Origin of the sequence: Streptomyces sp. NBC_01460 (assembly GCF_036227405.1) — a bacterium.
GTDB lineage: Bacteria > Actinomycetota > Actinomycetes > Streptomycetales > Streptomycetaceae > Streptomyces.
Genome location: NZ_CP109473.1, coordinates 1,245,825 through 1,269,059, shown reverse-complemented (window position 1 = coordinate 1,269,059; position 23,235 = coordinate 1,245,825). Strand labels below are relative to the sequence as shown.

Genomic DNA, 23,235 nt, shown 5'->3' with positions numbered 1-23,235 from the left:
GGCGAGGGGATGAGCGCAGACTCCGTCCGGGACACCGCGTCCGGATCACCGCACGCTCCCTCCGAAGCGGGCTCCTCGCGCTGGTACGACGCCGAGGCCGGGCCGGTGGTCCGGCCCTACGCGATGACCCGCGGGCGGACCAGCAGCGCGTCCCGCCATCGCCTCGACCTGATCGCGATCGTCATCCCCGAACCGGCGGCCGACGATCCCGGCCGGGATCAGACGCTCTCCCCGGAACACGTGGAGATCGTCGAACTGTGCAGCGACATGCCCCAGTCGATCGCCGAGCTCGCCTCCGGACTGGATCTCCCCGTCGGGGTGGTCCGTGTCCTGGTGGGTGACCTCGTCGAGGACGAGCTGGTGCACGTCACCCGTCCCGTTCCGCCGGCCGAGCTGCCGGACGAGAGCCTTCTTCGCGAGGTGATCAATGGCCTTCGGGCGCTCTAGCCGCAAGAGGCGGCACGTGGAGCCCGTCACCCTGAAAATCCTGGTGGCGGGCGGCTTCGGAGTGGGCAAGACGACCCTGGTGGGTGCGGTCAGCGAGATCAGACCGCTGCGTACGGAGGAGAGGCTGAGCGAGGCGGGCCGCCCCGTCGACGACGTGGCGGGGGTCGAGGGCAAGAACACCACCACGGTGGCCATGGACTTCGGCCGGATCACCCTGCGCGAGGACCTGGTCCTCTACCTGTTCGGGACCCCGGGCCAGGACCGGTTCTGGTTCCTCTGGGACGAACTGGCCCAGGGAGCCCTGGGTGCGGTCGTCCTCGCCGACACCAGGCGGCTGGAGGACTGCTTCGCTGCGGTCGACTACTTCGAACGCAGGGGAATCCCGTTCACGGTCGCCGTCAACCTCTTCGAGGGCGCCGAACAGTTCCCCACCGAGACGGTCCGGGCGGCACTCGACCTCGACCCCGAGGTGCCGGTGCTGCTCTGCGACGCGCGTGACCGTGCCTCCGTGCGGGACGTGCTCGTCGCCGTGGTGGAGAACGCCGTGGTGCGTGCCGACCGGAACCGTGAGCCGGCCAGGACCTGACACCCGCCGCCCCCACCGCACGTGACGCGACCCGTACCCCCGCCGACCGGGGTACGGGCCGCGCGTACGGTGCGGGGACAGCGGGCGTGGATGCAGTGTTCACCCGGGGTGACGGGTCGTCAACCCTGCGCGCACCACCGGATCAGGCGTTCTCCGCGAGCCACTTGGCCGCGGTCTCGGCGAGTTCCGCGTCGCGTCCCGCGAGCATCGTCCGGATCATCTGCGCGTCCCCGCGCAGCGACCACACGGGATGCCCGAAGGTCGCCGGATTGTTCTTCTCGATGAGGAAGTGCGCGGGCCACGCGGTGCCGTATCCGATCAGGGGCAGCGCCAGGGCGTAGCGCTTGCGGCCGCGCGCCAGTCCGTAGGCGGAGAGCGCGAGCCCCGTCAGGGTCCCGGTCAGATGCACCCACCGGGTCGCCGCCCTGGAGTGCATGGCGACGTAGTAGGGCCAGAACTCTTCATAGGAATCGAACGTCTGTGGTGACATGAGGGCACCGTAATGGCTCGAACGGCAACCGGATACGGCAGTTCCGCGTCCGAAGAGGAGAACGGGCGGCCGGAGCCCACGGGGGTGGTCCCGGTCGCCCGTTCTCCTGCGTCCTCCGCCCGGGCCGTCAGTGCCCCGCGACGGAACGCCTGGCCACCGGGAAGTCGAAGTACGTGTCCGGGAAGAGCTCGGGCTTGTAGGTGAAGTGCCACCACTCCTCGGCCAGGTTCACGAAGCCCAGATCCGTGAGCGTCTTCTTGAGGAACTGCCGGTTGGCCCGCTGCGCCCCCTGCACCCGGGGGTCGTCCGTGTGCGACAGGGTGTCGAAACAGTCGTACCCGGTGCCCATGTCCACGGAGTTGTCGGGGAAGCGCTCGTCCTTCGGCGCGTAGCACGGAGCCAGTTCCTCACCGGGCCGGTACGGCCGCGTCGGCAGGGCGGGCAGCTTCACGAGCGTGAGGTCCACGGTGCTGCCCCTACTGTGACCGGACTTCTCCGCGATGTAACCGTCCGCGAACAGCCGCGTCTTGTCGACCATCGGGTAGAACTCACCCTTCATCGCCTCGTCGTCGAGATCCTCCGCCCAGCGCACGAAGTGGTCCACGGCCCGCTGCGGCCGGTAGCAGTCGTACACCTTGAGCGAGTAGCCCCGGCGCAGAAGGCTCCGCTGGGCCGACCGCAGCGCCTGGGCAGCGGGCCTGGTCAGGATGCAGACGGGCTGCCGGTAGCCGTCCACCGGCTCCCCCACGAAGTTGTGCGGGGTGGTGTAGCGCATCTCCGTGATGATCGTCGGATCGACGGAGCGGAGATCGACGAACTCCGGCGGAGCCTTGGGTTCGGGTTCGGCCACCGCCGCCGGTGCGGCGGCTGTCACGGCGAGCAGGGCGGCGCCGGAGGCGGCGAGGGCGCGGAGGACACGAGCAATTCCTGTCATGGGCACACCGTTTATCAGTTCAGGGGCCACAAGAGAAGGGTGATCGGATACAGTCCGGCCGTGAACGACTCCCACTGCGGCAGCTGCGGGACCCCGTACGCCGCCGACGACTGGCCCCGCACCTGCGTGGCCTGCGGCCGGACCGCCTACCGCAACCCGCTGCCCGTGGCCGTCGCCCTCCTGCCCGTCACCGGACCACGGAGCACCGGCCTCGTCGTCATCACCCGCACCATCCCTCCGCACCCGGGCGGCATCGCGCTGCCCGGCGGATACATCGACGGGACCGAGGACTGGCGCCACGCCGTCGTACGCGAACTGCGCGAGGAGACCGGGATCCCGGCCGACGAGACGGACGTGCGCCTCGCCGACGCCCTGAGCAGCCCCGACGGCCACCTGATCCTCTTCGGACTGCTCCCGCCCCGCCCCGCCGGGCAACTCCCGCCCTCGGCAGCGACGGACGAGACCTCGGGATACGACGTGCTGCGCACCCCCGACGACCTCGCCTTCCCGCTGCACACCCAGGTCGTGCGCTCCTGGTTCGCGGGGGCCTACGGCTGAGCCTCCTCCGGCAGCCCCCGCACCCGGACCGGATACGGCACCAGCCCCTCCCCACCGTCCCGCTCGACCACCACACGCCCGGCCAGGAGCCGCGACGTGTAGCGCTCCACCTCGGCCGCCTCCCATCCGTCCCCCATGTCCCGCACGACCAGCCCGCCCCCGGTACGCCCCGCGGGCGGAGCCCACACCTCCAGTTCGAGGCCCCCGTCCCGGCCCCGCACCGGGACCACCGCACCCGCCCGCACCAGCACCGGAACACGTGACAGCGGCGCCTCCACCACGACCTGGCCCGGCCCCTCGAACGCCCGCCCCGTCGCCGTGTCGTACCACCGCCCGCGCGGCAGCCGGACCTGCCGGCGGTCCGTCCCCTCCTCCAGCACGGGAGCGACCAGGAACGCGTCTCCCAGCAGGAACGCGTCCTCGCAGTCCCGCAGCTCCCGGTCCCCGGGAGCGCCCCACCACACCGGCCGCACGTACGGCGCGCCGGTCAGCCGGGCCAGCTGAGCCAGCGTCACGAAGTACGGGAGCAGCCGCTCCCGCTCCTCCAGCGCCCGCGCCGCGTGCCCGAGCACCTCCGGCCCGAACTCCCACGGCTCCCTGCGCCCCGCACCGATGGCCGCATGGGTGCGGAACAGCGGCATGTACGCGCCCAGCTGGAACCAGCGCAGATACAGCTCCGGCGACGGCGACCCGTCGAACCCGCCCACATCGGGCCCCGAGTACGGCACCCCGCAGAGCCCCAGCCCCAGCACCAGGGCCAGCGAGGCCCGGAGCCCCGGCCAGCCCGTGGCCACATCACCGGACCAGGTGCCCCCGTACCGCTGCATCCCCGCCCACCCCGAACGGGAGAACAGGAACGGCCGCTCGTCCGGGCGCAACCGGAGCAGGCCTTCGTACCCGGCCCTCGCCATCGCCAGGGCGTAGACGTTGTGGGCCTCCCGGTGGTCGCCGCCGCGGCCCTCCAGCGCGTGCCGGGACGAACGGGGCAGCGACGGATCCCCGAAGGCCGAGAACGACACCGGCTCGTTCATGTCGTGCCACACCCCGGAGAACCCCTGGCCGAGCCGCTCCTCGTACAGCGCACCCCACCACTCCCGCACCAGCGGGTCGGTGAAATCGGGATAGACGCACTCACCCGGCCACACCTCACCGAGCACCGGACCCCCCTCCGGACCCCGCACGAACGCGCCCTCCACGCCGACGTCGAGACCGCTGTCGAACACCGCGTTGCCCACCGACGCCTTCACCGCCGGATCGACGATCGACACCAGCCGGACCCCGTCCTCGCGCAACTCCTCCGCCAGCCGGGGGAGACCGGGGAACCGCTCCCGGTCGACCGTGAACACCTGGTGCCCGTCGAAGTGGTCGATGTCCAGATGGAGCACCGACAGGGGCAGCCCCCGATCCCGGTACCCCTGCACGATCCGGCGCACCTCCCGCTCGCTGCCGAACCCCCACCGGGCGTGCTGCGGGCCCAGGGCCCACGACGGCGGCAACGCGGGCGCCCCCGTCAGCGCCGTCCACCCCTGGAGCACCCTGGCCGGCGTACCCGCGACCACCCAGCAGCGCAGCGGGCCGCCGTCCATCCGCACCTCACAGGTGCCCGGCCGGTCATGGCCCGAGCCGGCGCCCTCCTCGCCCTCCCGGAGCGTCACCCGCCCCGACCAGGAGTTGTCGTGGAACGCCAGATGGGTCCCGGCGTCGGAGACCACCACCTGCACCGGCATCGTCAGATACAGCGGATCGTCCTCCGGGCCGAAACGCCCGCCCGGATCGGTGTTCCACAGCCCGTACGTACCCTCCGGCAGCCTCGGCCCGCCGGCCCGCCCGCCCAGTCCGAAGAATCGGGCGTCGGCCGGGACCTCGGACCGCTGCACCCACCGCGCCGTACCCTCTCCCGTCGGCTCCCACCAGCGCGGCGGCAGCTCCCGGCGCAGCAGGACCCCGCCAGGCGTACGCAGCTCCACCGCCCCGTGCCGCGACACGACGACGGTCAGCCGCTCCGCCACCACCTGCCAGCCGCCGTTCGTGTCCGGCTCGAGCCGCGCCCGCGGATCCGGATCGGGCCCGGCCTCCGGCAGGGCGTACGAGGGCAGCGGCGCGGCACCGTCCCAGGACCAGAACACCGCACCGCCCACCGACACCCGGACGCACAGCTCCGAGCGGGCGAAGCGCACCACGCCACCGCCCGGCCCCGGCTCCGCACTGACCAGGAGGCCGGGCACACGCGCCCTCTCCGCACCGCGCGGCACGAGTCCCCGCGCCTCCGCACGGTGCCGCCGCCAGGCCGAGCGCACCGTACGCATTCCTTGCACAGAACCGACCATTTTCACCGAGCGCACCAGGTCACGACCATCCATGCGGGCCACCCTGCCATCAGCCCGGACGGATACGTGCTCCGTTCAGCTTCCGTTCACCTGTGGCTCCGCCACACAGCCGGACACGCAACCATGGCGGGGGGACCCTGGTGCGCAAGACGATCACATGGCATCGTCCGTACCTGCCGTTCACGCGCACACCCCAGCCCGTGCGCGCGACGCACGCACACCCCGCGTACACCCCGAAAGGCCAGGGAGCCTCCATGACCTCAGCAGCCGGCGAAGCCCCCCTCTGGCAGCCCGAGCCCGAGCGTGTTGAGGCCGCGGCCGTCACCCGCTTCCAGCGATGGGCGGCCGGACGCCACGGAGCGCCGGCCGACGGCGGCTACGCGGCGCTTCACCGCTGGTCTGTCGACGAACTCGACACCTTCTGGGCGGCCGTCGCCGAATGGTTCGACGTACGCTTCTCCACCCCGTACGAGGCCGTGCTCGGCGACCGCACCATGCCCGGCGCACAGTGGTTCCCCGGCGCCACCCTCAACTACGCCGAGCACGCCCTGCGCACCGCCGACGACCCGCTCCGCGCGGACGCCCCCGCCCTGCTGTACGTCGACGAGACCCACACCCAGGTCGCCGTCAGCTGGTCCGAACTGCGGCGCCAGGTGGGCTCGCTGGCAGCGGAACTCCGCGCCCTCGGCGTGACCCCCGGCGACCGGGTCAGCGGCTACCTCCCCAACATCCCGCAGGCGGTCGTCGCGTTCCTCGCCACCGCCGCGGTCGGCGGAGTCTGGACCTCGTGCGCCCCCGACTTCGGCGCCCGCAGCGTCCTGGACCGGTTCCAGCAGGTCGAACCGGTCGTGCTGTTCACCGTCGACGGCTACCGCTACGGCGGCAAGGAGCACGACCGCACCGACACCGTGGCCGAACTCCGCAGCGAACTCCCCACCCTGCGCGCCGTCGTCCACATCCCGCTCCTCGGCACGGACACGCCCGAAGGCGCCCTCGACTGGGCGGCGCTCACCGCCTCGGACACCGGACCCGTCTTCGAGCAGGTCCCCTTCGACCATCCGCTCTGGGTGCTCTACTCCTCGGGCACCACCGGCCTGCCGAAAGCGATCGTCCAGTCCCAGGGCGGCATCCTGCTCGAACACTTCAAGCAGATCGGCCTGCACTGCGACCTCGGCCCCGACGACCGGTTCTTCTGGTACACCTCGACGGGCTGGATGATGTGGAACTTCCTCGTCTCCGGCCTGCTCACCGGCACGACCCTGGTCCTGTACGACGGCAGCCCCGGGTATCCGGACGTCAGCGCCCAGTGGCGCGTCGCCGAACAGACCGGCGCGACCCTCTTCGGGACATCGGCCGCGTACGTCATGGCCTGCCGCAAGGCCGAGGTCCACCCCGGCCGCGACCACGACCTGAGCAGGGTCCAGTGCGTCGCCACCACCGGCTCCCCGCTCCCGCCCGACGGCTTCCGCTGGCTCCACGACGAGGTCGCGGAGGACCTGTGGATCGCCTCCGTCAGCGGCGGGACGGACGTGTGCAGCTGCTTCGCGGGCGCCGTCCCCACCCTGCCGGTCCACATCGGCGAACTCCAGGCCCCCTGCCTGGGCACCGACCTCCAGTCCTGGGACCCCGCCGGGCATCCGCTCACGGGCGAGGTCGGCGAGCTCGTCGTGACCGCCCCCATGCCCTCGATGCCGGTCCGCTTCTGGAACGACCCCGACGGCAGCCGCTACCACGACAGCTACTTCGACATGTACCCCGGCGTCTGGCGCCACGGCGACTGGATCACCCTCACCGACCGCGGCTCGGTCGTCATCCACGGCCGCTCCGACTCCACCCTCAACCGGCAGGGTGTCCGGATGGGATCCGCCGACATCTACGAGGCGGTCGAGCGGCTCCCCGAGATCCGCGAGTCCCTCGTCATCGGCCTCGAGGAACCGGACGGCGGCTACTGGATGCCGCTGTTCGTCCACCTCGCCGAGGGCGCCACCCTCGACGACGCACTCCGCGACAGCATCAAGCGGACCATCCGCGAGAACCTCTCCCCCCGCCACGTGCCGGACGAGGTCATCGAGGTACCCGGCATCCCGCACACCCTCACGGGCAAGCGCATCGAGGTTCCGGTCAAGCGGCTCCTCCAGGGAACCGCCCTGTCCAAGGCGGTCAACCCGGGCTCCGTCGACAACCTCGAACTCCTCCACTTCTACGAGGACCTCGCCCGCAAGCGCCCCTGAACCGGCCGGCGGACGGCCGTTGTCAGTCCCCCTGATTACGCTGAGTGAGCAACGTTCGACAGCGCACAGGGGGATTCATGGCGCACATCAGGCAGACCGGGCGCGGCCGGCGACACTCCGCGACATCCATGCGACGCGCACTGCGCCGCGAAGCACCCACGACCGTCGGCCTCCTGGTCGACCCCGAGGACTTCGCGGCCATGCGCCACTACCGGACCTTCACCTTCGACGACCACACGGTCTACCTGCGGCAGGTCGAGGGCCTACTGCGCACGCTCGCCGCCCAGGGCATGCACACCACCGTCGCCCTCTTCGACCCGGAGGACTACGCGGAGTTCTGCGCCGAGTCGGGGCTCGAACCCGACGAGCGCGCGAGCCGAGGCCGCTTCACCGCCGAGATCGCCGCCGCGGGCGCCACCGTGGCCTACACGGGCCAGCCCATCGACACCCTGATCCCCCTGCTCGTCTCACGAGCCGTCCGCCGCGCGACATGGGAGTACGCCACCATGCTGCTGGCCGGCCTCGGAGACTGCGCGGACTGCGGGCAGGACATCGGCCGCGCCGCCTTCGACCGGGCCTCCCACCTGCTGACGCGGCTGCTGGACACCGCGGGCCCGGGCACCCACCACGTCGTCTGCAGCATCCCCACGGAGGACGAACAGCTCCTGGCCGTCCTCCACACGTCACGGGACGCGGACGGCCCGGCCCGTCTCGAGTCCGGGGAAGGGGCGGAGTTCGCCACGGTGCTCGCCGTGGGGGTCGCGCGCGAGAGCCAGGGAGGCGTCGTCCTGCGCACCACCGCTCCGGACACCCCGGACCGGGTGCACGGCTGGCGCCTGCACCGGGGAAGCCTCCTGCCGCTCACGGCGGGCGAGGTCTTCAGCGCCTACTGCACCGACGCGGACACGGGCGAACCGGTCTCGCCGGAGTCGGGCGTCGAGTACTGCGCGGGGTTCGACCTCGGCGCCGACGAACCGGAGGCCCATCACTGACAGCCGGAGCGGCCGTCGCCGACAGACGGAAGGGGTTCCCACCGGAACCGGCGGGAACCCCTTCACATCCGACTGCGTCCGGCGGGCGGCGTCACTCGCCCGAAAGCACCGCCTGCGCCGCGAGCCGCGCCTCTTCGGCGGAGTCCGCCGCACGCGCGGCGGAGGCCGCCCGCTCGCACTGGGCGAGCGTGTGCTTCGCCAGCGTCGCGCGCACGTAGGGGATGGACGCCGCGCCCATGGACAGGGAGGTGACCCCCAGTCCGGTCAGCACGCACGCCAGCAGCGGGTCCGAAGCGGCCTCACCGCAGACACCACAGCTCTTGCCCTCGGCCCTCGCGGCGTCCGCCGAGAGGGCTACCAGGTCGAGCAGCGCGGGCTGCCAAGGATCCTGCAGCCGCGACACGGCGCCCACCTGACGGTCGGCCGCGAAGGTGTACTGGGCCAGGTCGTTGGTGCCCAGCGACAGGAACTCCACCTCCTGCAGGATCGAGCGGGCCCTGAGAGCGGCGGACGGAATCTCCACCATCGCGCCGAACTTCGCCTGCAGCCCCGCCTCACGACAGGCGTCGGCGAACGCCTTCGCGTCGGCACGGTCGGCCACCATCGGGGCCATGACCTCGAGGTACACGGGCAGCCCCTCGGCCGCCCTGGCGAGCGCCGTCAGCTGGGTCCGCAGCACGTCGGGGTGGTCCAGCAGGCTGCGCAGACCACGCACACCCAGTGCGGGGTTCGGCTCGTCCGCCGGCGTCAGGAAGTCCAGAGGCTTGTCGGCACCGGCGTCCAGCACCCGCACGACGACACGCCCCTCGGGGAACGCCTCGAGGACCGCGCGGTAGGCCGCGATCTGCTTCTCCTCGGACGGAGCCTGCTTGCTGTCGTCCAGGAACAGGAACTCCGTACGGAACAGCCCGACACCCTCGGCGCCGGCCTCCACCGCGGCCGGCACGTCACCGGGACCGCCGACGTTGGCGAGCAGCGGCACCTTGTGACCGTCGGAGGTGGCACCGGGACCCGTCACGGCCGTCAGGGCCGCCTTGCGTGCGGCCGAAGCGCTCTCCATCTCGGCGCGCTTCTCCTGGCTCGGCTCGACGAAGATCTCACCGGTGCTGCCGTCCACCGCCACGACCGTGCCCTCGGCGATCTCACCCGCGCCGGGGAGAGCAACGACGGCCGGGACCCCGAGCGCGCGCGCGAGAATGGCGCTGTGGCTGGTCGGCCCGCCCTCCTCGGTGACGAAGCCGAGGACCAGCGTGGGGTCGAGAAGGGCCGTGTCGGCGGGGGCCAGGTCACGCGCGATCAGCACGTACGGCTGATCACTGTCCGGCACACCCGGCATCGGCACACCCAGCAGCCGCGCCACGATCCGGTTCCGTACGTCGTCGAGGTCGGCGACGCGCCCCGCCAGGTACTCACCGGCGTTGGCCAGCAGCGCCCGGTAGGCGGCGAACGCGTCGTAGACACCGCGCTCGGCGGTGCTGCCGACGGCGATACGGCGCTCGACATCAGCGATGAGCTCGGGGTCCTGCGCCATCATGGCCTGGGCCTCGAGCACGTGCTGTGCCTCGCCCCCCGCCAGGTTGCCGCGCGCAATGAGGTCGGCCGCGACAGCTTCCACGGCTTGGCGGGCACGCCCCTGCTCGCGCTCGGCCTCCTCCGCGGGAATCTGTTTGGCCGGCGGCTCGAGGACCGCCGTACCCATGTGCCGAACTTCGCCGATCGCCACACCGTGGCTCACGCCGACGCCTCGCAGCGTTGTCTCCATTTCACCCGTCTCCGGTTGTGCGGCGACTGCGCCGCCGCGGTTGATGCCCAACTGGCTCGTTACTGCGCCGAGGGTGTCACTGCCAGCCGAACAGTGTCTCGCCGACCTTCACGTCGCCGTCCTCACGGACCTCGGAGAGGGATTCGGCGGTCGCCTCCAGGGCGACGACCGGACAGATCGCGGACTTACCGGCCGCTTCCACACCGGCGGGGTCCCATCGGACGATGCCCTGACCGCGGGTCACCGTGTCCCCCTTGTTCACGAGCAGCTCGAAGCCCTCGCCGTTGAGCTGCACGGTGTCGATCCCGAGGTGCGTCAGCACTCCGTGCCCCTGGTCGTCGACGACGACGAAGGCATGCGGGTGGAGGGAGACGACGATTCCGTCGACCGGCGAAACGGCCTCGGACGGCTCGCGCACGGGGTCGATGGCGGTACCGGGGCCCACCATCGCTCCGGAGAACACGGGGTCGGGAACCGCGGTGAGTCCGATGACGCGGCCGGCAAGAGGGGACGTCACTGTGGTCATGGAGAGCCTCCCAGGGGTGGGGTCCGTATGGGGTCAACCGCCACGACTGATGGAGGGCGGCGTACTGATCAGCAGCGTAAGTCATATGAAGTCCCGGTTCCGCCCGAGAGCTACCGGTTGGCCGACCTAGGGGTGCACCGGAAACGATTTGCCTCGCCTCACAGCGGCCTGTACTGTCGTATCCCTGCCTGACCCCAACGCGACTTCGAGTCGGGGGTCGGCGGCGACTCCCAAGCCCAGACTCTAACTCTGATCGTGGCTCTCGCATGCTCGCGAGACCGTGGTCAAGGGAAAGGGAAAAGGCCTGATAGAGTCGGACTCGCCGGAAAGGGAAACGCGAAAGCGAAGAACTGGAAAGCGAAACAGCAGGAACCCGCTTCGGCCGGGAATCGGACACGAAAGAGTCTGATAGAGTCGGAAACGTAAGAACGAAGGGAAGCGCCCGGAGGGCCCCGGTGAAACGGGACCGAAGGAAGCGTCCGTTCCTTGAGAACTCAACAGCGTGCCAAAAATCAACGCCAAATTTGTTGATACCCCGGCCCACTTCGGTGGGTTGGTGGTTCCTTTGAAGTCCTACCGGCCCATGTGGCGGGTAGGCAACATCAGCGAGGACGCTGTGGACGACCATCCCTATTCCGGATCGGTCGTCCCGCTCTTCTATGGTGCTCTCCCGATTACGGGAAAACATTCATGGAGAGTTTGATCCTGGCTCAGGACGAACGCTGGCGGCGTGCTTAACACATGCAAGTCGAACGATGAAGCCCTTCGGGGTGGATTAGTGGCGAACGGGTGAGTAACACGTGGGCAATCTGCCCTTCACTCTGGGACAAGCCCTGGAAACGGGGTCTAATACCGGATAACACTCTGTCCCTCATGGGGCGGGGTTAAAAGCTCCGGCGGTGAAGGATGAGCCCGCGGCCTATCAGCTTGTTGGTGGGGTAATGGCCTACCAAGGCGACGACGGGTAGCCGGCCTGAGAGGGCGACCGGCCACACTGGGACTGAGACACGGCCCAGACTCCTACGGGAGGCAGCAGTGGGGAATATTGCACAATGGGCGAAAGCCTGATGCAGCGACGCCGCGTGAGGGATGACGGCCTTCGGGTTGTAAACCTCTTTCAGCAGGGAAGAAGCGAAAGTGACGGTACCTGCAGAAGAAGCGCCGGCTAACTACGTGCCAGCAGCCGCGGTAATACGTAGGGCGCAAGCGTTGTCCGGAATTATTGGGCGTAAAGAGCTCGTAGGCGGCTTGTCACGTCGGATGTGAAAGCTCGGGGCTTAACCCCGAGTCTGCATTCGATACGGGCTAGCTAGAGTGTGGTAGGGGAGATCGGAATTCCTGGTGTAGCGGTGAAATGCGCAGATATCAGGAGGAACACCGGTGGCGAAGGCGGATCTCTGGGCCATTACTGACGCTGAGGAGCGAAAGCGTGGGGAGCGAACAGGATTAGATACCCTGGTAGTCCACGCCGTAAACGTTGGGAACTAGGTGTTGGCGACATTCCACGTCGTCGGTGCCGCAGCTAACGCATTAAGTTCCCCGCCTGGGGAGTACGGCCGCAAGGCTAAAACTCAAAGGAATTGACGGGGGCCCGCACAAGCAGCGGAGCATGTGGCTTAATTCGACGCAACGCGAAGAACCTTACCAAGGCTTGACATATACCGGAAAGCATCAGAGATGGTGCCCCCCTTGTGGTCGGTATACAGGTGGTGCATGGCTGTCGTCAGCTCGTGTCGTGAGATGTTGGGTTAAGTCCCGCAACGAGCGCAACCCTTGTTCTGTGTTGCCAGCATGCCCTTCGGGGTGATGGGGACTCACAGGAGACTGCCGGGGTCAACTCGGAGGAAGGTGGGGACGACGTCAAGTCATCATGCCCCTTATGTCTTGGGCTGCACACGTGCTACAATGGCCGGTACAATGAGCTGCGATGCCGCGAGGCGGAGCGAATCTCAAAAAGCCGGTCTCAGTTCGGATTGGGGTCTGCAACTCGACCCCATGAAGTCGGAGTTGCTAGTAATCGCAGATCAGCATTGCTGCGGTGAATACGTTCCCGGGCCTTGTACACACCGCCCGTCACGTCACGAAAGTCGGTAACACCCGAAGCCGGTGGCCCAACCCCTTGTGGGAGGGAGCTGTCGAAGGTGGGACTGGCGATTGGGACGAAGTCGTAACAAGGTAGCCGTACCGGAAGGTGCGGCTGGATCACCTCCTTTCTAAGGAGCATCTAGGTTTCCTTCGGGGAATCCAGAGACCATTACGTCGGCAAATGTTCGACGGTGGTTGCTCATGGGTGGAACGTTGATTATTCGGCACGATGAGCACGGTTCTGTGAGTACTGCTTCGGCGTGGAAAACAGGATCGGGTTGGTCGGGTCGGGCACGCTGTTGGGTATCTGAAGGTACGGGCTCGTTGAGTCTGGATCTTCGGTTGCCGGCCCCAGTGAACTCGCCTGTTTGGGCGGGGTGATGGGTGGCTGGTCGTTGTTTGAGAACTGCACAGTGGACGCGAGCATCTGTGGCCAAGTTTTTAAGGGCGCACGGTGGATGCCTTGGCACCAGGAACCGATGAAGGACGTGGGAGGCCACGATAGTCCCCGGGGAGCTGTCAACCAAGCTTTGATCCGGGGGTTTCCGAATGGGGAAACCCGGCAGTCGTCATGGGCTGTCACCCGCTGCTGAACACATAGGCAGTGTGGAGGGAACGAGGGGAAGTGAAACATCTCAGTACCCTCAGGAAGAGAAAACAACCGTGATTCCGGGAGTAGTGGCGAGCGAAACTGGATGAGGCCAAACCGTATGCGTGTGATACCCGGCAGGGGTTGCGCATGCGGGGTTGTGGGATCTCTTTTTCATAGTCTGCCGACTGTGAGACGAGTCAGAAACCGTTGGTGTAGGCGAAGGACATGCGAAAGGTCCGGCGTAGAGGGTAAGACCCCCGTAGCTGAAACATCAACGGCTCGTTTGAGAGACACCCAAGTAGCACGGGGCCCGAGAAATCCCGTGTGAATCTGGCGGGACCACCCGCTAAGCCTAAATATTCCCTGGTGACCGATAGCGGATAGTACCGTGAGGGAATGGTGAAAAGTACCGCGGGAGCGGAGTGAAATAGTACCTGAAACCGTGTGCCTACAAGCCGTGGGAGCGTCGCTGTATGTGCTTGCACATGCAGTCGTGACTGCGTGCCTTTTGAAGAATGAGCCTGCGAGTTAGCGGTGTGTAGCGAGGTTAACCCGTGTGGGGAAGCCGTAGCGAAAGCGAGTCCGAATAGGGCGATTGAGTTGCACGCTCTAGACCCGAAGCGGAGTGATCTAGCCATGGGCAGGTTGAAGCGGAGGTAAGACTTCGTGGAGGACCGAACCCACCAGGGTTGAAAACCTGGGGGATGACCTGTGGTTAGGGGTGAAAGGCCAATCAAACTCCGTGATAGCTGGTTCTCCCCGAAATGCATTTAGGTGCAGCGTCGTGTGTTTCTTGCCGGAGGTAGAGCACTGGATAGGCGATGGGCCCTACCGGGTTACTGACCTTAGCCAAACTCCGAATGCCGGTAAGTGAGAGCACGGCAGTGAGACTGTGGGGGATAAGCTCCATGGTCGAGAGGGAAACAGCCCAGAGCATCGACTAAGGCCCCTAAGCGTACGCTAAGTGGGAAAGGATGTGGAGTCGCAGAGACAACCAGGAGGTTGGCTTAGAAGCAGCCACCCTTGAAAGAGTGCGTAATAGCTCACTGGTCAAGTGATTCCGCGCCGACAATGTAGCGGGGCTCAAGCGTACCGCCGAAGTCGTGTCATTCACACATATAGGGCCAACGCCTGTGTGGATGGGTAGGGGAGCGTCGTGTGCCGGGTGAAGCAGCCGCGGAAGCGAGTTGTGGACGGTTCACGAGTGAGAATGCAGGCATGAGTAGCGATACACACGTGAGAAACGTGTGCGCCGATTGACTAAGGGTTCCTGGGTCAAGCTGATCTGCCCAGGGTAAGTCGGGACCTAAGGCGAGGCCGACAGGCGTAGTCGATGGACAACCGGTTGATATTCCGGTACCCGCTTTGAAACGCCCAATACTGAATCAGGCGATGCTAAGTCCGTGAAGCCGGCCCGATCTCTTCGGAGTTGAGGGTAGTGGTGGAGCCGACGAACCAGACTTGTACTAGGTAAGCGATGGGGTGACGCAGGAAGGTAGTCCAGCCCGGGCGGTGGTTGTCCCGGGGTAAGGGTGTAGGCCGTGTGGTAGGCAAATCCGTCACACATTAAGGCTGAGACCTGATGCCGAGCCGATTGTGGTGAAGTGGATGATCCTATGCTGTCGAGAAAAGCCTCTAGCGAGTTTCATGGCGGCCCGTACCCTAAACCGACTCAGGTAGTCAGGTAGAGAATACCGAGGCGTTCGGGTGAACTATGGTTAAGGAACTCGGCAAAATGCCCCCGTAACTTCGGGAGAAGGGGGGCCATCACTGGTGATCCGATTTACTCGGTGAGCTGGGGGTGGCCGCAGAGACCAGCGAGAAGCGACTGTTTACTAAAAACACAGGTCCGTGCGAAGCCGTAAGGCGATGTATACGGACTGACGCCTGCCCGGTGCTGGAACGTTAAGGGGACCGGTTAGTGCACTTTCGGGTGTGCGAAGCTGAGAACTTAAGCGCCAGTAAACGGCGGTGGTAACTATAACCATCCTAAGGTAGCGAAATTCCTTGTCGGGTAAGTTCCGACCTGCACGAATGGCGTAACGACTTCTCGACTGTCTCAACCATAGGCCCGGTGAAATTGCACTACGAGTAAAGATGCTCGTTTCGCGCAGCAGGACGGAAAGACCCCGGGACCTTTACTATAGTTTGATATTGGTGTTCGGTTCGGCTTGTGTAGGATAGGTGGGAGACTTTGAAGCAGCCACGCCAGTGGTTGTGGAGTCGCCGTTGAAATACCACTCTGGTCGTGCTGGATGTCTAACCTGGGTCCGTGATCCGGATCAGGGACAGTGTCTGATGGGTAGTTTAACTGGGGCGGTTGCCTCCTAAAGAGTAACGGAGGCGCCCAAAGGTTCCCTCAGCCTGGTTGGCAATCAGGTGTTGAGTGTAAGTGCACAAGGGAGCTTGACTGTGAGACCGACGGGTCGAGCAGGGACGAAAGTCGGGACTAGTGATCCGGCAGTGGCTTGTGGAAGCGCTGTCGCTCAACGGATAAAAGGTACCCCGGGGATAACAGGCTGATCTTCCCCAAGAGTCCATATCGACGGGATGGTTTGGCACCTCGATGTCGGCTCGTCGCATCCTGGGGCTGGAGTCGGTCCCAAGGGTTGGGCTGTTCGCCCATTAAAGCGGTACGCGAGCTGGGTTTAGAACGTCGTGAGACAGTTCGGTCCCTATCCGCTGTGCGCGTAGGAATATTGAGAAGGGCTGTCCCTAGTACGAGAGGACCGGGACGGACGAACCTCTGGTGTGCCAGTTGTCCTGCCAAGGGCATGGCTGGTTGGCTACGTTCGGAAAGGATAACCGCTGAAAGCATCTAAGCGGGAAGCCTGCTTCGAGATGAGTATTCCCACCACCTTGAGTGGTTAAGGCTCCCAGTAGACGACTGGGTTGATAGGCCAGATGTGGAAGCCCGGTAACGGGTGGAGCTGACTGGTACTAATAGGCCGAGGGCTTGTCCTCAGTTGCTCGCGTCCACTGTGTTAGTTCTGAAATAACGAACGGCCGTGTTTTTGCCCGGTGTTGGTTAATTTCATAGTGTTTCGGTGGTCATTGCGTTAGGGAAACGCCCGGTTACATTCCGAACCCGGAAGCTAAGCCTTTCAGCGCCGATGGTACTGCAGGGGGGACCCTGTGGGAGAGTAGGACGCCGCCGAACAATTATTCCGGGAAAGCCCCGTGCCCTTGTGGCACGGGGCTTTTCTGCGTTCCGGGCCGGTCCGCCCGTACCCCTGTGCACCGACGCTCGGATGCTGAGGGTAGGGTCAGGGGGCATCATTGGCACGTTCTTCACATGGAGGCCCCCGGGTGGAGGTCCAGGAGACTCGAGTTCAGACGGACCGAGTACTCACCATCCCCAACATCCTCAGCATGGCTCGTCTCGTCGGCGTACCGCTCTTCCTGTGGCTGATTCTTCGCCCCGTGTTCGGCGGGCCCAACAGCGATGGCTGGGCCCTGCTGGTTCTGATGCTGAGTGGTGTCAGTGACTACCTCGACGGCAAGCTCGCCCGTCGATGGAACCAGATCAGCAGTCTCGGCCGGCTCCTGGACCCGGCTGCCGACCGGCTCTACATTCTGTCGACCCTCGTCGGGCTCACCTGGCGGGAGGTCCTGCCCCTCTGGCTCACGGCCGCTCTCCTGGCCCGTGAGCTGATGCTGCTCGTCATGGTGGGAATCCTCCGCCGGCACGGCTATCCGCCGCCCCAGGTGAACTTCCTCGGCAAAGCTGCAACCTTCAATCTGATGTACGCCTTCCCCTTGTTGCTGCTCAGCGACGGAAGTGGTTGGCTTGCTTCACTGGGCACCATTTTCGGATGGGCGTTCGCTGGATGGGGTACAACCCTCTATTGGTGGGCAGGGATCCTGTATGTGGTCCAAGTCCGCCGTCTGGTCAAGGCGGATGAAGTAGCCGATTAGCTCGTTGTTGTGGAGCCGTGCAGTGTCGCCGGCCCGCACCGGATGCTGTGGTGTTGCCCCGACGGGTGAAGTCGGCTAGACCGTCGTCTCTTTAGGAGGACGTTTCCGACATGAAGGCCGTCGTGATGGCAGGCGGTGAAGGCACCCGCCTTCGCCCCATGACCTCAAGCATGCCCAAGCCGCTCCTGCCCGTGGCCAATCGGCCGATCATGGAGCATGTGCTGAGGCTGCTCAAACGGCATGGGCTCAACGAAACCGTTGTCACCGTCCAGTTCCTCGCCTCTCTCGTCAAGAATTACTTCGGCGACGGCGAGGAACTCGGGATGGAGCTCAGCTATGCCAACGAGGAGAAGCCACTCGGTACCGCGGGAAGCGTGAAGAACGCCGAGGAGGCCCTGAAGGACGACACCTTCCTGGTCATCTCCGGCGACGCCCTCACCGACTTCGATCTGACGGACCTCATCGCCTTCCACAAGGAGAAAGGCGCACTTGTCACGGTGTGCCTGACCCGGGTCCCGAATCCCCTTGAGTTCGGGATCACGATCGTGGACGAAGAGGGCAAGGTGGAGCGCTTCCTGGAGAAGCCCACCTGGGGCCAGGTCTTCTCGGACACGGTGAACACGGGCATCTACGTCATGGAGCCCGAGGTCTTCGACTACGTCCAGGCCGACACCTCCGTGGACTGGTCCGGTGACGTGTTCCCGCAGCTCATGAAGGAAGGCAAGCTGATCTGCGGCTATATCGCAGAGGGCTACTGGGAGGACGTGGGCACGCACGAGAGCTATGTGAAGGCCCAGGCCGATGTGCTGGAGCGCAAGGTCGACGTGGAGCTGGACGGCTTCGAGATCTCGCCCGGGGTCTGGGTGGCGGAAGGCGCCGAGGTCCATCCCGACGCGGTACTGCGGGGGCCGCTCTACATCGGTGACTACGCGAAGATCGAGGCAGGCGCCGAGATCCGTGAGCACACCGTCATCGGCTCCAACGTCGTCGTGAAGACCGGTGCCTTCCTGCACCGGGCAGTCGTGCACGACAACGTGTACATCGGCGAGCACAGCAACCTGCGCGGCTGTGTGATCGGTAAGAACACCGACATCATGCGGGCGTCACGCATCGAGGACGGCGCCGTCATCGGCGACGAGTGCCTGGTCGGCGAAGAATCGATCATTCAGGGCAACGTCCGGGTCTACCCGTTCAAGACCATCGAAGCCGGCGCCTTCGTGAACACCTCGGTCATCTGGGAGTCGCGAGGGCAGGCGCACCTCTTCGGCGCCCGCGGTGTCACGGGGATCCTGAACGTCGAGATCACCCCGGAACTCGCCGTCCGGCTCGCCGGCGCCTACGCGACGACGCTGAAGAAGGGCGCGACGGTCACGACCGCCCGCGACCACTCCCGTGGTGCACGTGCCCTGAAGAGAGCCGTCATCTCGGCTCTCCAGGCCAGCGCCATCGACGTCCGCGACCTGGAGAACGTGCCGCTGCCGGTGGCCCGTCAGCAGACGGCACGGGGAAGCGCCGGCGGGATCATGATCCGTACGTCTCCGGGGGTGCCCGACTCGGTCGACATCATGTTCTTCGACGAGCGGGGAGCCGATCTCTCCCAGGCGCGTCAGAAGAAGCTGGACCGCGTCTACGCCCGTCAGGAATTCCGCCGGGCCTTCCCCGGTGAGATCGGCGATCTCCACTTCCCGTCGAGCGTCTTCGACTCCTACACCGGCTCGCTGCTTCGCAACGTCGACACGAGTGGCATCGCCGACGCGGGCCTCAAGGTGGTCGTGGACGCGTCCAACGGCAGCGCCGGGCTCGTTCTGCCGAGTCTCCTCGGACGCCTCGGTGTGGACGCGCTGACGATCAACCCCGGGCTCGACGAGTCCCGGCCGACCGAGTCCGCCGAGTCGCGGCGAGCCGGGCTGGTGCGCCTCGGCGAGATCGTCGCGTCCGCGCAGGCGGCCTTCGGCGTCCGGTTCGACCCGGTCGGTGAACGGCTGTCCCTCGTGGACGAGCGGGGGCGGATCATCGAGGACGACAGGGCCCTTCTGGTCATGCTCGACCTCGTGGCCGCCGAGCGAAGGAGCGGGCGGGTCGCCCTGCCGGTGACGACGACCCGGGTCGCCGAACAGGTCGCGGCCTACCACGGTACGCAGGTCGAGTGGACGACCACGTCTCCCGACGACCTGACCCGGGTGGGGCGCGAGGACGCCACCATCTTCGGGGGCGACGGCCGAGGCGGATTCATCGTCCCCGAGTTCAGCAGCGTCTTCGACGGTGCGGCGGCCTTCGTCAGGCTCATCGGCCTCGTGGCCCGGACACAGCTCACCCTCAGCCAGATCGACGCCCGCATCCCGCGGGCCCACGTGCTGCGCCGCGACCTCGCCACGCCGTGGGCGGTCAAGGGGCTCGTCATGCGCCGGGTCGTGGAGGCGGCGGGGGACCGCAGCGTGGACACCACGGACGGAGTCCGCGTGGTCGAGACCGACGGCCGCTGGGTCATGGTGCTGCCCGACCGGGCGGAGGCGGTCACCCACCTGTGGGCCGAGGGACCGGACGACGCCTCGGCACAGGCGCTGCTCGACGAATGGGCGGCGGTCGTGGACAGCGCGGGAGACTGAGCAGGTGACCGCTGTCCCGGAAGCCGTGTTCCACCGGCTTCCGGGACAGCGGTGGGCCCATTCGGCGGCAGCAGGCATGACGTGCGACGATGTGCGGCATGTCGCAGCCGCCCCCCGATCGGAGTAGCGCCCCGCCGCGTCCTCGCCCCGACGCGTCCATGTCGCTGCTGACCACGGTGATGGAACACAGCCTCGACGAGGGATACGCCGAGGCCTCGGCGCGCCGTCGGTCCGAAGGCAGCGACGGGATGCCGCGCACCCTGAAGGCGAAGCTGGGCCTCGCCGCGGGGCTGGTGCTGGCAGCGCTCGTCGTGACACTCGGTGCCGCCGAGGCGCAGGTGGCGGCTCCGGTCGTCGCCAAGGAGCGCGAGGAGCTCATCGACCGCGTGAACGCGGAGACCTCCACGGCGGACACGCTCCAGGCAGAGGTCGACGAGCTGCGCAAGGATGTCGGCGAGCGGCAGCGCAAGGCGCTGGAGAAGCACGGCGGGGACCAGGGCGCCCTGGTGGCCCTGCTGTCCGGTGCGACCCCCGTCGAGGGCCCCGGCATCAAGCTGGTGGTGGACGACGCCGAGGACACCGACCAGGGCGGTGGCGGGCCCCGCGAGTCCACCGGCTTCGCCGACACCGGGCGGGTGCGTGACCGGGACATGCAGCGTGTGGTCAACGGTCTGTGGCAGTCCGGAGCCGAGGCCGTGGCCATCAACGGGCAGCGGCTGACGGCCCTCTCGGCGATCCGTGCGGCGGGCGACGCCATACTGGTCGACAACAGGCCGCTCGTGCCGCCGTACACGGTGCTCGCGGTGGGGGACGGGAAGAAGCTCGCCACGGAGTTCCAGGACAGTGCGGACGGCCAGTACCTGCAGGCGCTGCACGAGAGCTTCGACATCCGCACCAGCCTCTCCGAACAGGAGAAGGTGCGCCTTCCGGCCGCGCCCAGCCTGATCGTACGTACAGCAGAGCCTCAGGCCGCAGACACGGGCAGTGGTGCGGCAGACACAGGGAAGGGCACATCGTGATCGCCGTACTGGGCCTCGTCGTGGGAGTCGTGGTCGGACTGTTGGTCCGGCCCGAAGTGCCGGCGGTGGTCGAGCCCTACCTGCCGATCGCCGTGGTGGCCGCGCTCGACGCCGTCTTCGGCGGTCTGCGGGCCATGCTCGACGGGATCTTCGTCGACAAGGTCTTCGTGGTGTCGTTCCTGTCGAACGTCGTGGTCGCCGCGCTCATCGTCTTCCTCGGCGACAAGCTGGGCGTCGGAGCCCAGCTCTCCACCGGTGTGGTGGTCGTGCTCGGCATCCGGATCTTCTCCAACGCGGCGGCCATCCGCCGCCACGTCTTCCGGGCGTGAGGCCGATGAACAACGAACAGAACCCGAGCAGCGGACACGGCCCCGGCAACGGGGAGCGCCCGGGTGCGCTCCCCGCCGAGGCGCCCGTGCCGACTCCGCCCCCTCCTGCCCCGGCCGAGGAGGTGTCCGGCCGCCAGCGGCTGCGGGCGGGTCTCTGGCCCCCGAGGGTGAGCAGGGCCCAACTCATCGTGGCACTCCTGTTGTTCGTCCTCGGCCTGGGACTGGCCATCCAGGTGAGGTCGAACAGCGACAACAGCGCTTTGCGCGGTGCCCGCCAGGAGGACCTGGTCCGCATCCTCGACGAGCTCGACAACCGCACCGAGCGTCTCGAGGACGAGAAGCAGCGCCTCGACGACCAGCGCACGGAGCTGGAGAACAGCTCCGACCAGGCCGAGGAAGCCCGGAAACAGACGCTGGAGAAGGAGCGGCAGCTCGGTATCCTGGCAGGTACCGTCGCGGCGCACGGTCCGGGTATCACGCTGACCATCAGTGACCCGGGCGGCGCCGTCGAGGCCGACATGCTCCTCGACACCATCCAGGAGCTGCGTGCCGCGGGCGCGGAGGCGATCGAGGTCGACGGCGTGCGGGTGGTGGCCGATACGTACTTCTCCGGAGACGGGGGAGAATTGAGGGTGGACGGCCGGAGGATCGAGGCTCCCTACGAGTTCAAGGTCATCGGCAAGCCACAGGATCTGGAACCGGCTCTGAACATCCCAGGCGGTGTGGTGCAGACGCTGGAGAAGGAGCAGGCCACGGCGGAGGTGGCGCGTGCCGACGACATCGTCGTGGACGCCCTGCGGCCGGCGAAACAGCCTGATCACGCTCGGTCGTCGTCACGGTGAGACGGTGGTGTGAGGGGCTCGGAGGACACGGGTACCGGGTTGCGGGGGGTCGGCGCAACGGATCGGTGGCGTGTGGTGGAAACTGTCGGGTGGATACGGACGTTGTGAGGATGTCCGGGTCGGCAGGTGTGTTCGTTCAGGGTTCGTCCTGCCCCACGGGCGGGTCTATTTCGGTCAAGGGGAAACGCCCGTGAAGTTGTTTGCGAAGTTGTTCGGAAAGAGCGCCCGCGAGGACAGCGGCAGCGCTGCCCGTCACCGTGCCCCGCGTCAGGGCCAGGGCGCCGAGGAGCAGGGCTCGGAGCGCCCGCTCTTCCGCGACGAGGTACAGGGGTCCGCCGGTGGGACCGGCGCGTCGTCCGTTGACCCCGGAGGTGCAGGCCGCATAGGTTTCGGGGAATCATCAACCTCGAGTACGGGTGGAGGGTTCGCCTCCGCTCCGGAGGGCTCGTCCATGCCGGTCTGTACGAGGTGCGGGCATCAGAATGCCGAGGCCAGCCGTTTCTGCTCCAACTGCGGCGCGCCGCTGAGGGGCGGAGTACCCGAGCGTGCCGCGGAGACGACCTCGACGATCTCGATCTCCGGCATCGAGGCGTACGAGGCCGAGGTGACCGGCCAGACGGCCGTCCCGTCGCTCTCCCCGGAGGCACAGGCCGCGGTCGACGCCCTGCCCGCGGGGTCCGCACTGCTGGTGGTCCGCCGCGGCCCGAACTCCGGCAGCCGATTCCTGCTGGACGGCGACCTGACGACGGCCGGCCGTCACCCGCAGAGCGACATCTTCCTCGACGACGTGACCGTGTCGCGGCGTCATGTGGAGTTCCACAGGAGCCCGGACGGTAGTTTCACCGTGGGTGATGTCGGCAGCCTCAACGGTACCTACGTCAACCGCGAGCGCATCGATTCCGTCGCGCTGACCAACGGCGACGAAGTCCAGATCGGGAAGTACCGACTGGTCTTCTACGCGAGCCAGCGGGGCGTGTGACCCTTCCCCGGA

At 67.1% G+C, this 23,235-nt stretch carries 16 protein-coding genes and 3 rRNA genes; 14 read left to right on the top strand and 5 right to left on the bottom strand.

Going from position 1 to position 23,235, the window contains the following annotated elements:
- The first annotated feature begins 9 nt into the window (after positions 1–9).
- Together OG488_RS05620 and OG488_RS05615 are read left to right on the top strand one after the other, a co-directional pair.
- Entirely contained in the window at positions 10–447 is a 438-nt protein-coding gene (locus OG488_RS05620; RefSeq protein ID WP_329226485.1) for a DUF742 domain-containing protein, read from the top strand.
- On the top strand, positions 428–1,033 hold the full coding sequence (locus OG488_RS05615) for a GTP-binding protein (RefSeq protein WP_329226483.1): 606 nt from the start codon (positions 428–430) through the stop codon (positions 1,031–1,033). The genes OG488_RS05620 and OG488_RS05615 overlap by 20 nt, the downstream gene beginning before the upstream one ends.
- Positions 1,034–1,175: 142 nt before the next feature.
- Here OG488_RS05615 and OG488_RS05610 read toward each other — a convergent pair whose 3' ends face one another.
- Both OG488_RS05610 and OG488_RS05605 read right to left on the bottom strand, forming a co-directional pair.
- Entirely contained in the window at positions 1,176–1,523 is a 348-nt protein-coding gene (locus tag OG488_RS05610; RefSeq protein WP_329226481.1) for a DUF962 domain-containing protein, read from the bottom strand.
- Positions 1,524–1,650: 127 nt separating this feature from the next.
- Entirely contained in the window at positions 1,651–2,457 is an 807-nt protein-coding gene (locus OG488_RS05605) for a M15 family metallopeptidase (protein WP_329226479.1), read from the bottom strand.
- A gap of 60 nt (positions 2,458–2,517) precedes the next feature.
- Between OG488_RS05605 and OG488_RS05600 the strand changes: the two genes are divergently transcribed.
- A complete protein-coding gene (locus tag OG488_RS05600) occupies positions 2,518–3,015 on the top strand; it encodes an NUDIX domain-containing protein (RefSeq protein ID WP_329226477.1) in 498 nt (165 codons plus the stop codon).
- Here the strand turns inward: OG488_RS05600 and OG488_RS05595 are convergent.
- Entirely contained in the window at positions 3,006–5,375 is a 2,370-nt protein-coding gene (locus OG488_RS05595; protein WP_329226475.1) for a glycoside hydrolase family 31 protein, read from the bottom strand. The genes OG488_RS05600 and OG488_RS05595 overlap by 10 nt on opposite strands.
- Before the next feature lie 221 nt (positions 5,376–5,596).
- Between OG488_RS05595 and OG488_RS05590 the strand changes: the two genes are divergently transcribed.
- Together OG488_RS05590 and OG488_RS05585 are read left to right on the top strand one after the other, a co-directional pair.
- Positions 5,597–7,573, top strand: coding sequence for an acetoacetate--CoA ligase (locus OG488_RS05590; RefSeq protein ID WP_329226473.1), 1,977 nt, complete (start codon positions 5,597–5,599; stop codon positions 7,571–7,573).
- Between the two features lie 77 nt (positions 7,574–7,650).
- Positions 7,651–8,565, top strand: a complete 915-nt coding sequence (locus tag OG488_RS05585) for a hypothetical protein (protein ID WP_329226471.1) — start codon at positions 7,651–7,653, stop codon at positions 8,563–8,565.
- Between the two features lie 91 nt (positions 8,566–8,656).
- Here the strand turns inward: OG488_RS05585 and ptsP are convergent, their stop codons facing one another.
- Both ptsP and OG488_RS05575 read right to left on the bottom strand, forming a co-directional pair.
- Positions 8,657–10,327: a phosphoenolpyruvate--protein phosphotransferase gene (ptsP, locus tag OG488_RS05580; RefSeq protein ID WP_329226469.1), complete on the bottom strand. Its 1,671-nt coding sequence runs from the start codon at positions 10,325–10,327 to the stop codon at positions 8,657–8,659.
- Positions 10,328–10,403: 76 nt separating this feature from the next.
- Positions 10,404–10,853 (bottom strand): PTS sugar transporter subunit IIA, encoded by a 450-nt coding sequence (locus OG488_RS05575; protein ID WP_329226467.1) that lies wholly within the window; start codon positions 10,851–10,853, stop codon positions 10,404–10,406.
- A 687-nt stretch (positions 10,854–11,540) separates the two neighbouring features.
- Between OG488_RS05575 and OG488_RS05570 the strand changes: the two genes are divergently transcribed.
- The 9 genes from OG488_RS05570 to OG488_RS05530 all read left to right on the top strand — a co-directional run bounded on the left by OG488_RS05570 (position 11,541) and on the right by OG488_RS05530 (position 23,223).
- Positions 11,541–13,066 (top strand): 16S ribosomal RNA (locus tag OG488_RS05570).
- Between the two features lie 303 nt (positions 13,067–13,369).
- Positions 13,370–16,494: ribosomal RNA gene (locus OG488_RS05565) — 23S ribosomal RNA — on the top strand.
- 79 nt (positions 16,495–16,573) lie between these two features.
- Positions 16,574–16,690, top strand: a 5S ribosomal RNA gene (gene rrf / locus OG488_RS05560).
- The 16S, 23S and 5S rRNA genes sit together here, the layout of an rRNA operon.
- A gap of 149 nt (positions 16,691–16,839) precedes the next feature.
- On the top strand, positions 16,840–17,448 hold the full coding sequence (locus OG488_RS05555; protein ID WP_329226466.1) for a CDP-alcohol phosphatidyltransferase family protein: 609 nt from the start codon (positions 16,840–16,842) through the stop codon (positions 17,446–17,448).
- Between the two features lie 110 nt (positions 17,449–17,558).
- Positions 17,559–20,054 carry a mannose-1-phosphate guanyltransferase gene (locus OG488_RS05550; protein ID WP_329226464.1) on the top strand — a complete coding sequence of 832 codons (2,496 nt, stop codon included), beginning with the start codon at positions 17,559–17,561 and terminating at the stop codon, positions 20,052–20,054.
- 98 nt (positions 20,055–20,152) lie between these two features.
- Positions 20,153–21,073, top strand: a complete 921-nt coding sequence (locus tag OG488_RS05545; protein WP_329226462.1) for a DUF881 domain-containing protein — start codon at positions 20,153–20,155, stop codon at positions 21,071–21,073.
- Positions 21,070–21,402 carry a small basic family protein gene (locus tag OG488_RS05540; protein ID WP_003970459.1) on the top strand — a complete coding sequence of 111 codons (333 nt, stop codon included), beginning with the start codon at positions 21,070–21,072 and terminating at the stop codon, positions 21,400–21,402. The genes OG488_RS05545 and OG488_RS05540 overlap by 4 nt, the downstream gene beginning before the upstream one ends.
- A gap of 5 nt (positions 21,403–21,407) precedes the next feature.
- Complete coding sequence (locus OG488_RS05535; protein ID WP_329226460.1) at positions 21,408–22,244, top strand: DUF881 domain-containing protein; 837 nt, start codon at positions 21,408–21,410, stop codon at positions 22,242–22,244.
- Positions 22,245–22,434: 190 nt separating this feature from the next.
- Positions 22,435–23,223 (top strand): FHA domain-containing protein, encoded by a 789-nt coding sequence (locus tag OG488_RS05530; RefSeq protein ID WP_329226458.1) that lies wholly within the window; start codon positions 22,435–22,437, stop codon positions 23,221–23,223.
- Positions 23,224–23,235 lie beyond the last annotated feature (12 nt).

Excerpts from the sequence above, each read along its gene's own strand:
- OG488_RS05585 (WP_329226471.1), top strand. The coding sequence starts at position 7,651 with ATGGCGCACATCAGGCAGACCGGGCGCGGCCGGCGACACTCCGCGACA.
- OG488_RS05595 (WP_329226475.1), bottom strand. The coding sequence starts at position 5,375 with ATGGATGGTCGTGACCTGGTGCGCTCGGTGAAAATGGTCGGTTCTGTG.
- OG488_RS05620 (WP_329226485.1), top strand. The coding sequence starts at position 10 with ATGAGCGCAGACTCCGTCCGGGACACCGCGTCCGGATCACCGCACGCT.
- OG488_RS05545 (WP_329226462.1), top strand. The coding sequence starts at position 20,153 with ATGTCGCAGCCGCCCCCCGATCGGAGTAGCGCCCCGCCGCGTCCTCGC.
- OG488_RS05610 (WP_329226481.1), bottom strand. The coding sequence starts at position 1,523 with ATGTCACCACAGACGTTCGATTCCTATGAAGAGTTCTGGCCCTACTAC.
- OG488_RS05605 (WP_329226479.1), bottom strand. The coding sequence starts at position 2,457 with ATGACAGGAATTGCTCGTGTCCTCCGCGCCCTCGCCGCCTCCGGCGCC.
- OG488_RS05615 (WP_329226483.1), top strand. The coding sequence starts at position 428 with ATGGCCTTCGGGCGCTCTAGCCGCAAGAGGCGGCACGTGGAGCCCGTC.
- OG488_RS05575 (WP_329226467.1), bottom strand. The coding sequence starts at position 10,853 with ATGACCACAGTGACGTCCCCTCTTGCCGGCCGCGTCATCGGACTCACC.
- OG488_RS05535 (WP_329226460.1), top strand. The coding sequence starts at position 21,408 with ATGAACAACGAACAGAACCCGAGCAGCGGACACGGCCCCGGCAACGGG.
- OG488_RS05590 (WP_329226473.1), top strand. The coding sequence starts at position 5,597 with ATGACCTCAGCAGCCGGCGAAGCCCCCCTCTGGCAGCCCGAGCCCGAG.
- OG488_RS05550 (WP_329226464.1), top strand. The coding sequence starts at position 17,559 with ATGAAGGCCGTCGTGATGGCAGGCGGTGAAGGCACCCGCCTTCGCCCC.
- ptsP (WP_329226469.1), bottom strand. The coding sequence starts at position 10,327 with ATGGAGACAACGCTGCGAGGCGTCGGCGTGAGCCACGGTGTGGCGATC.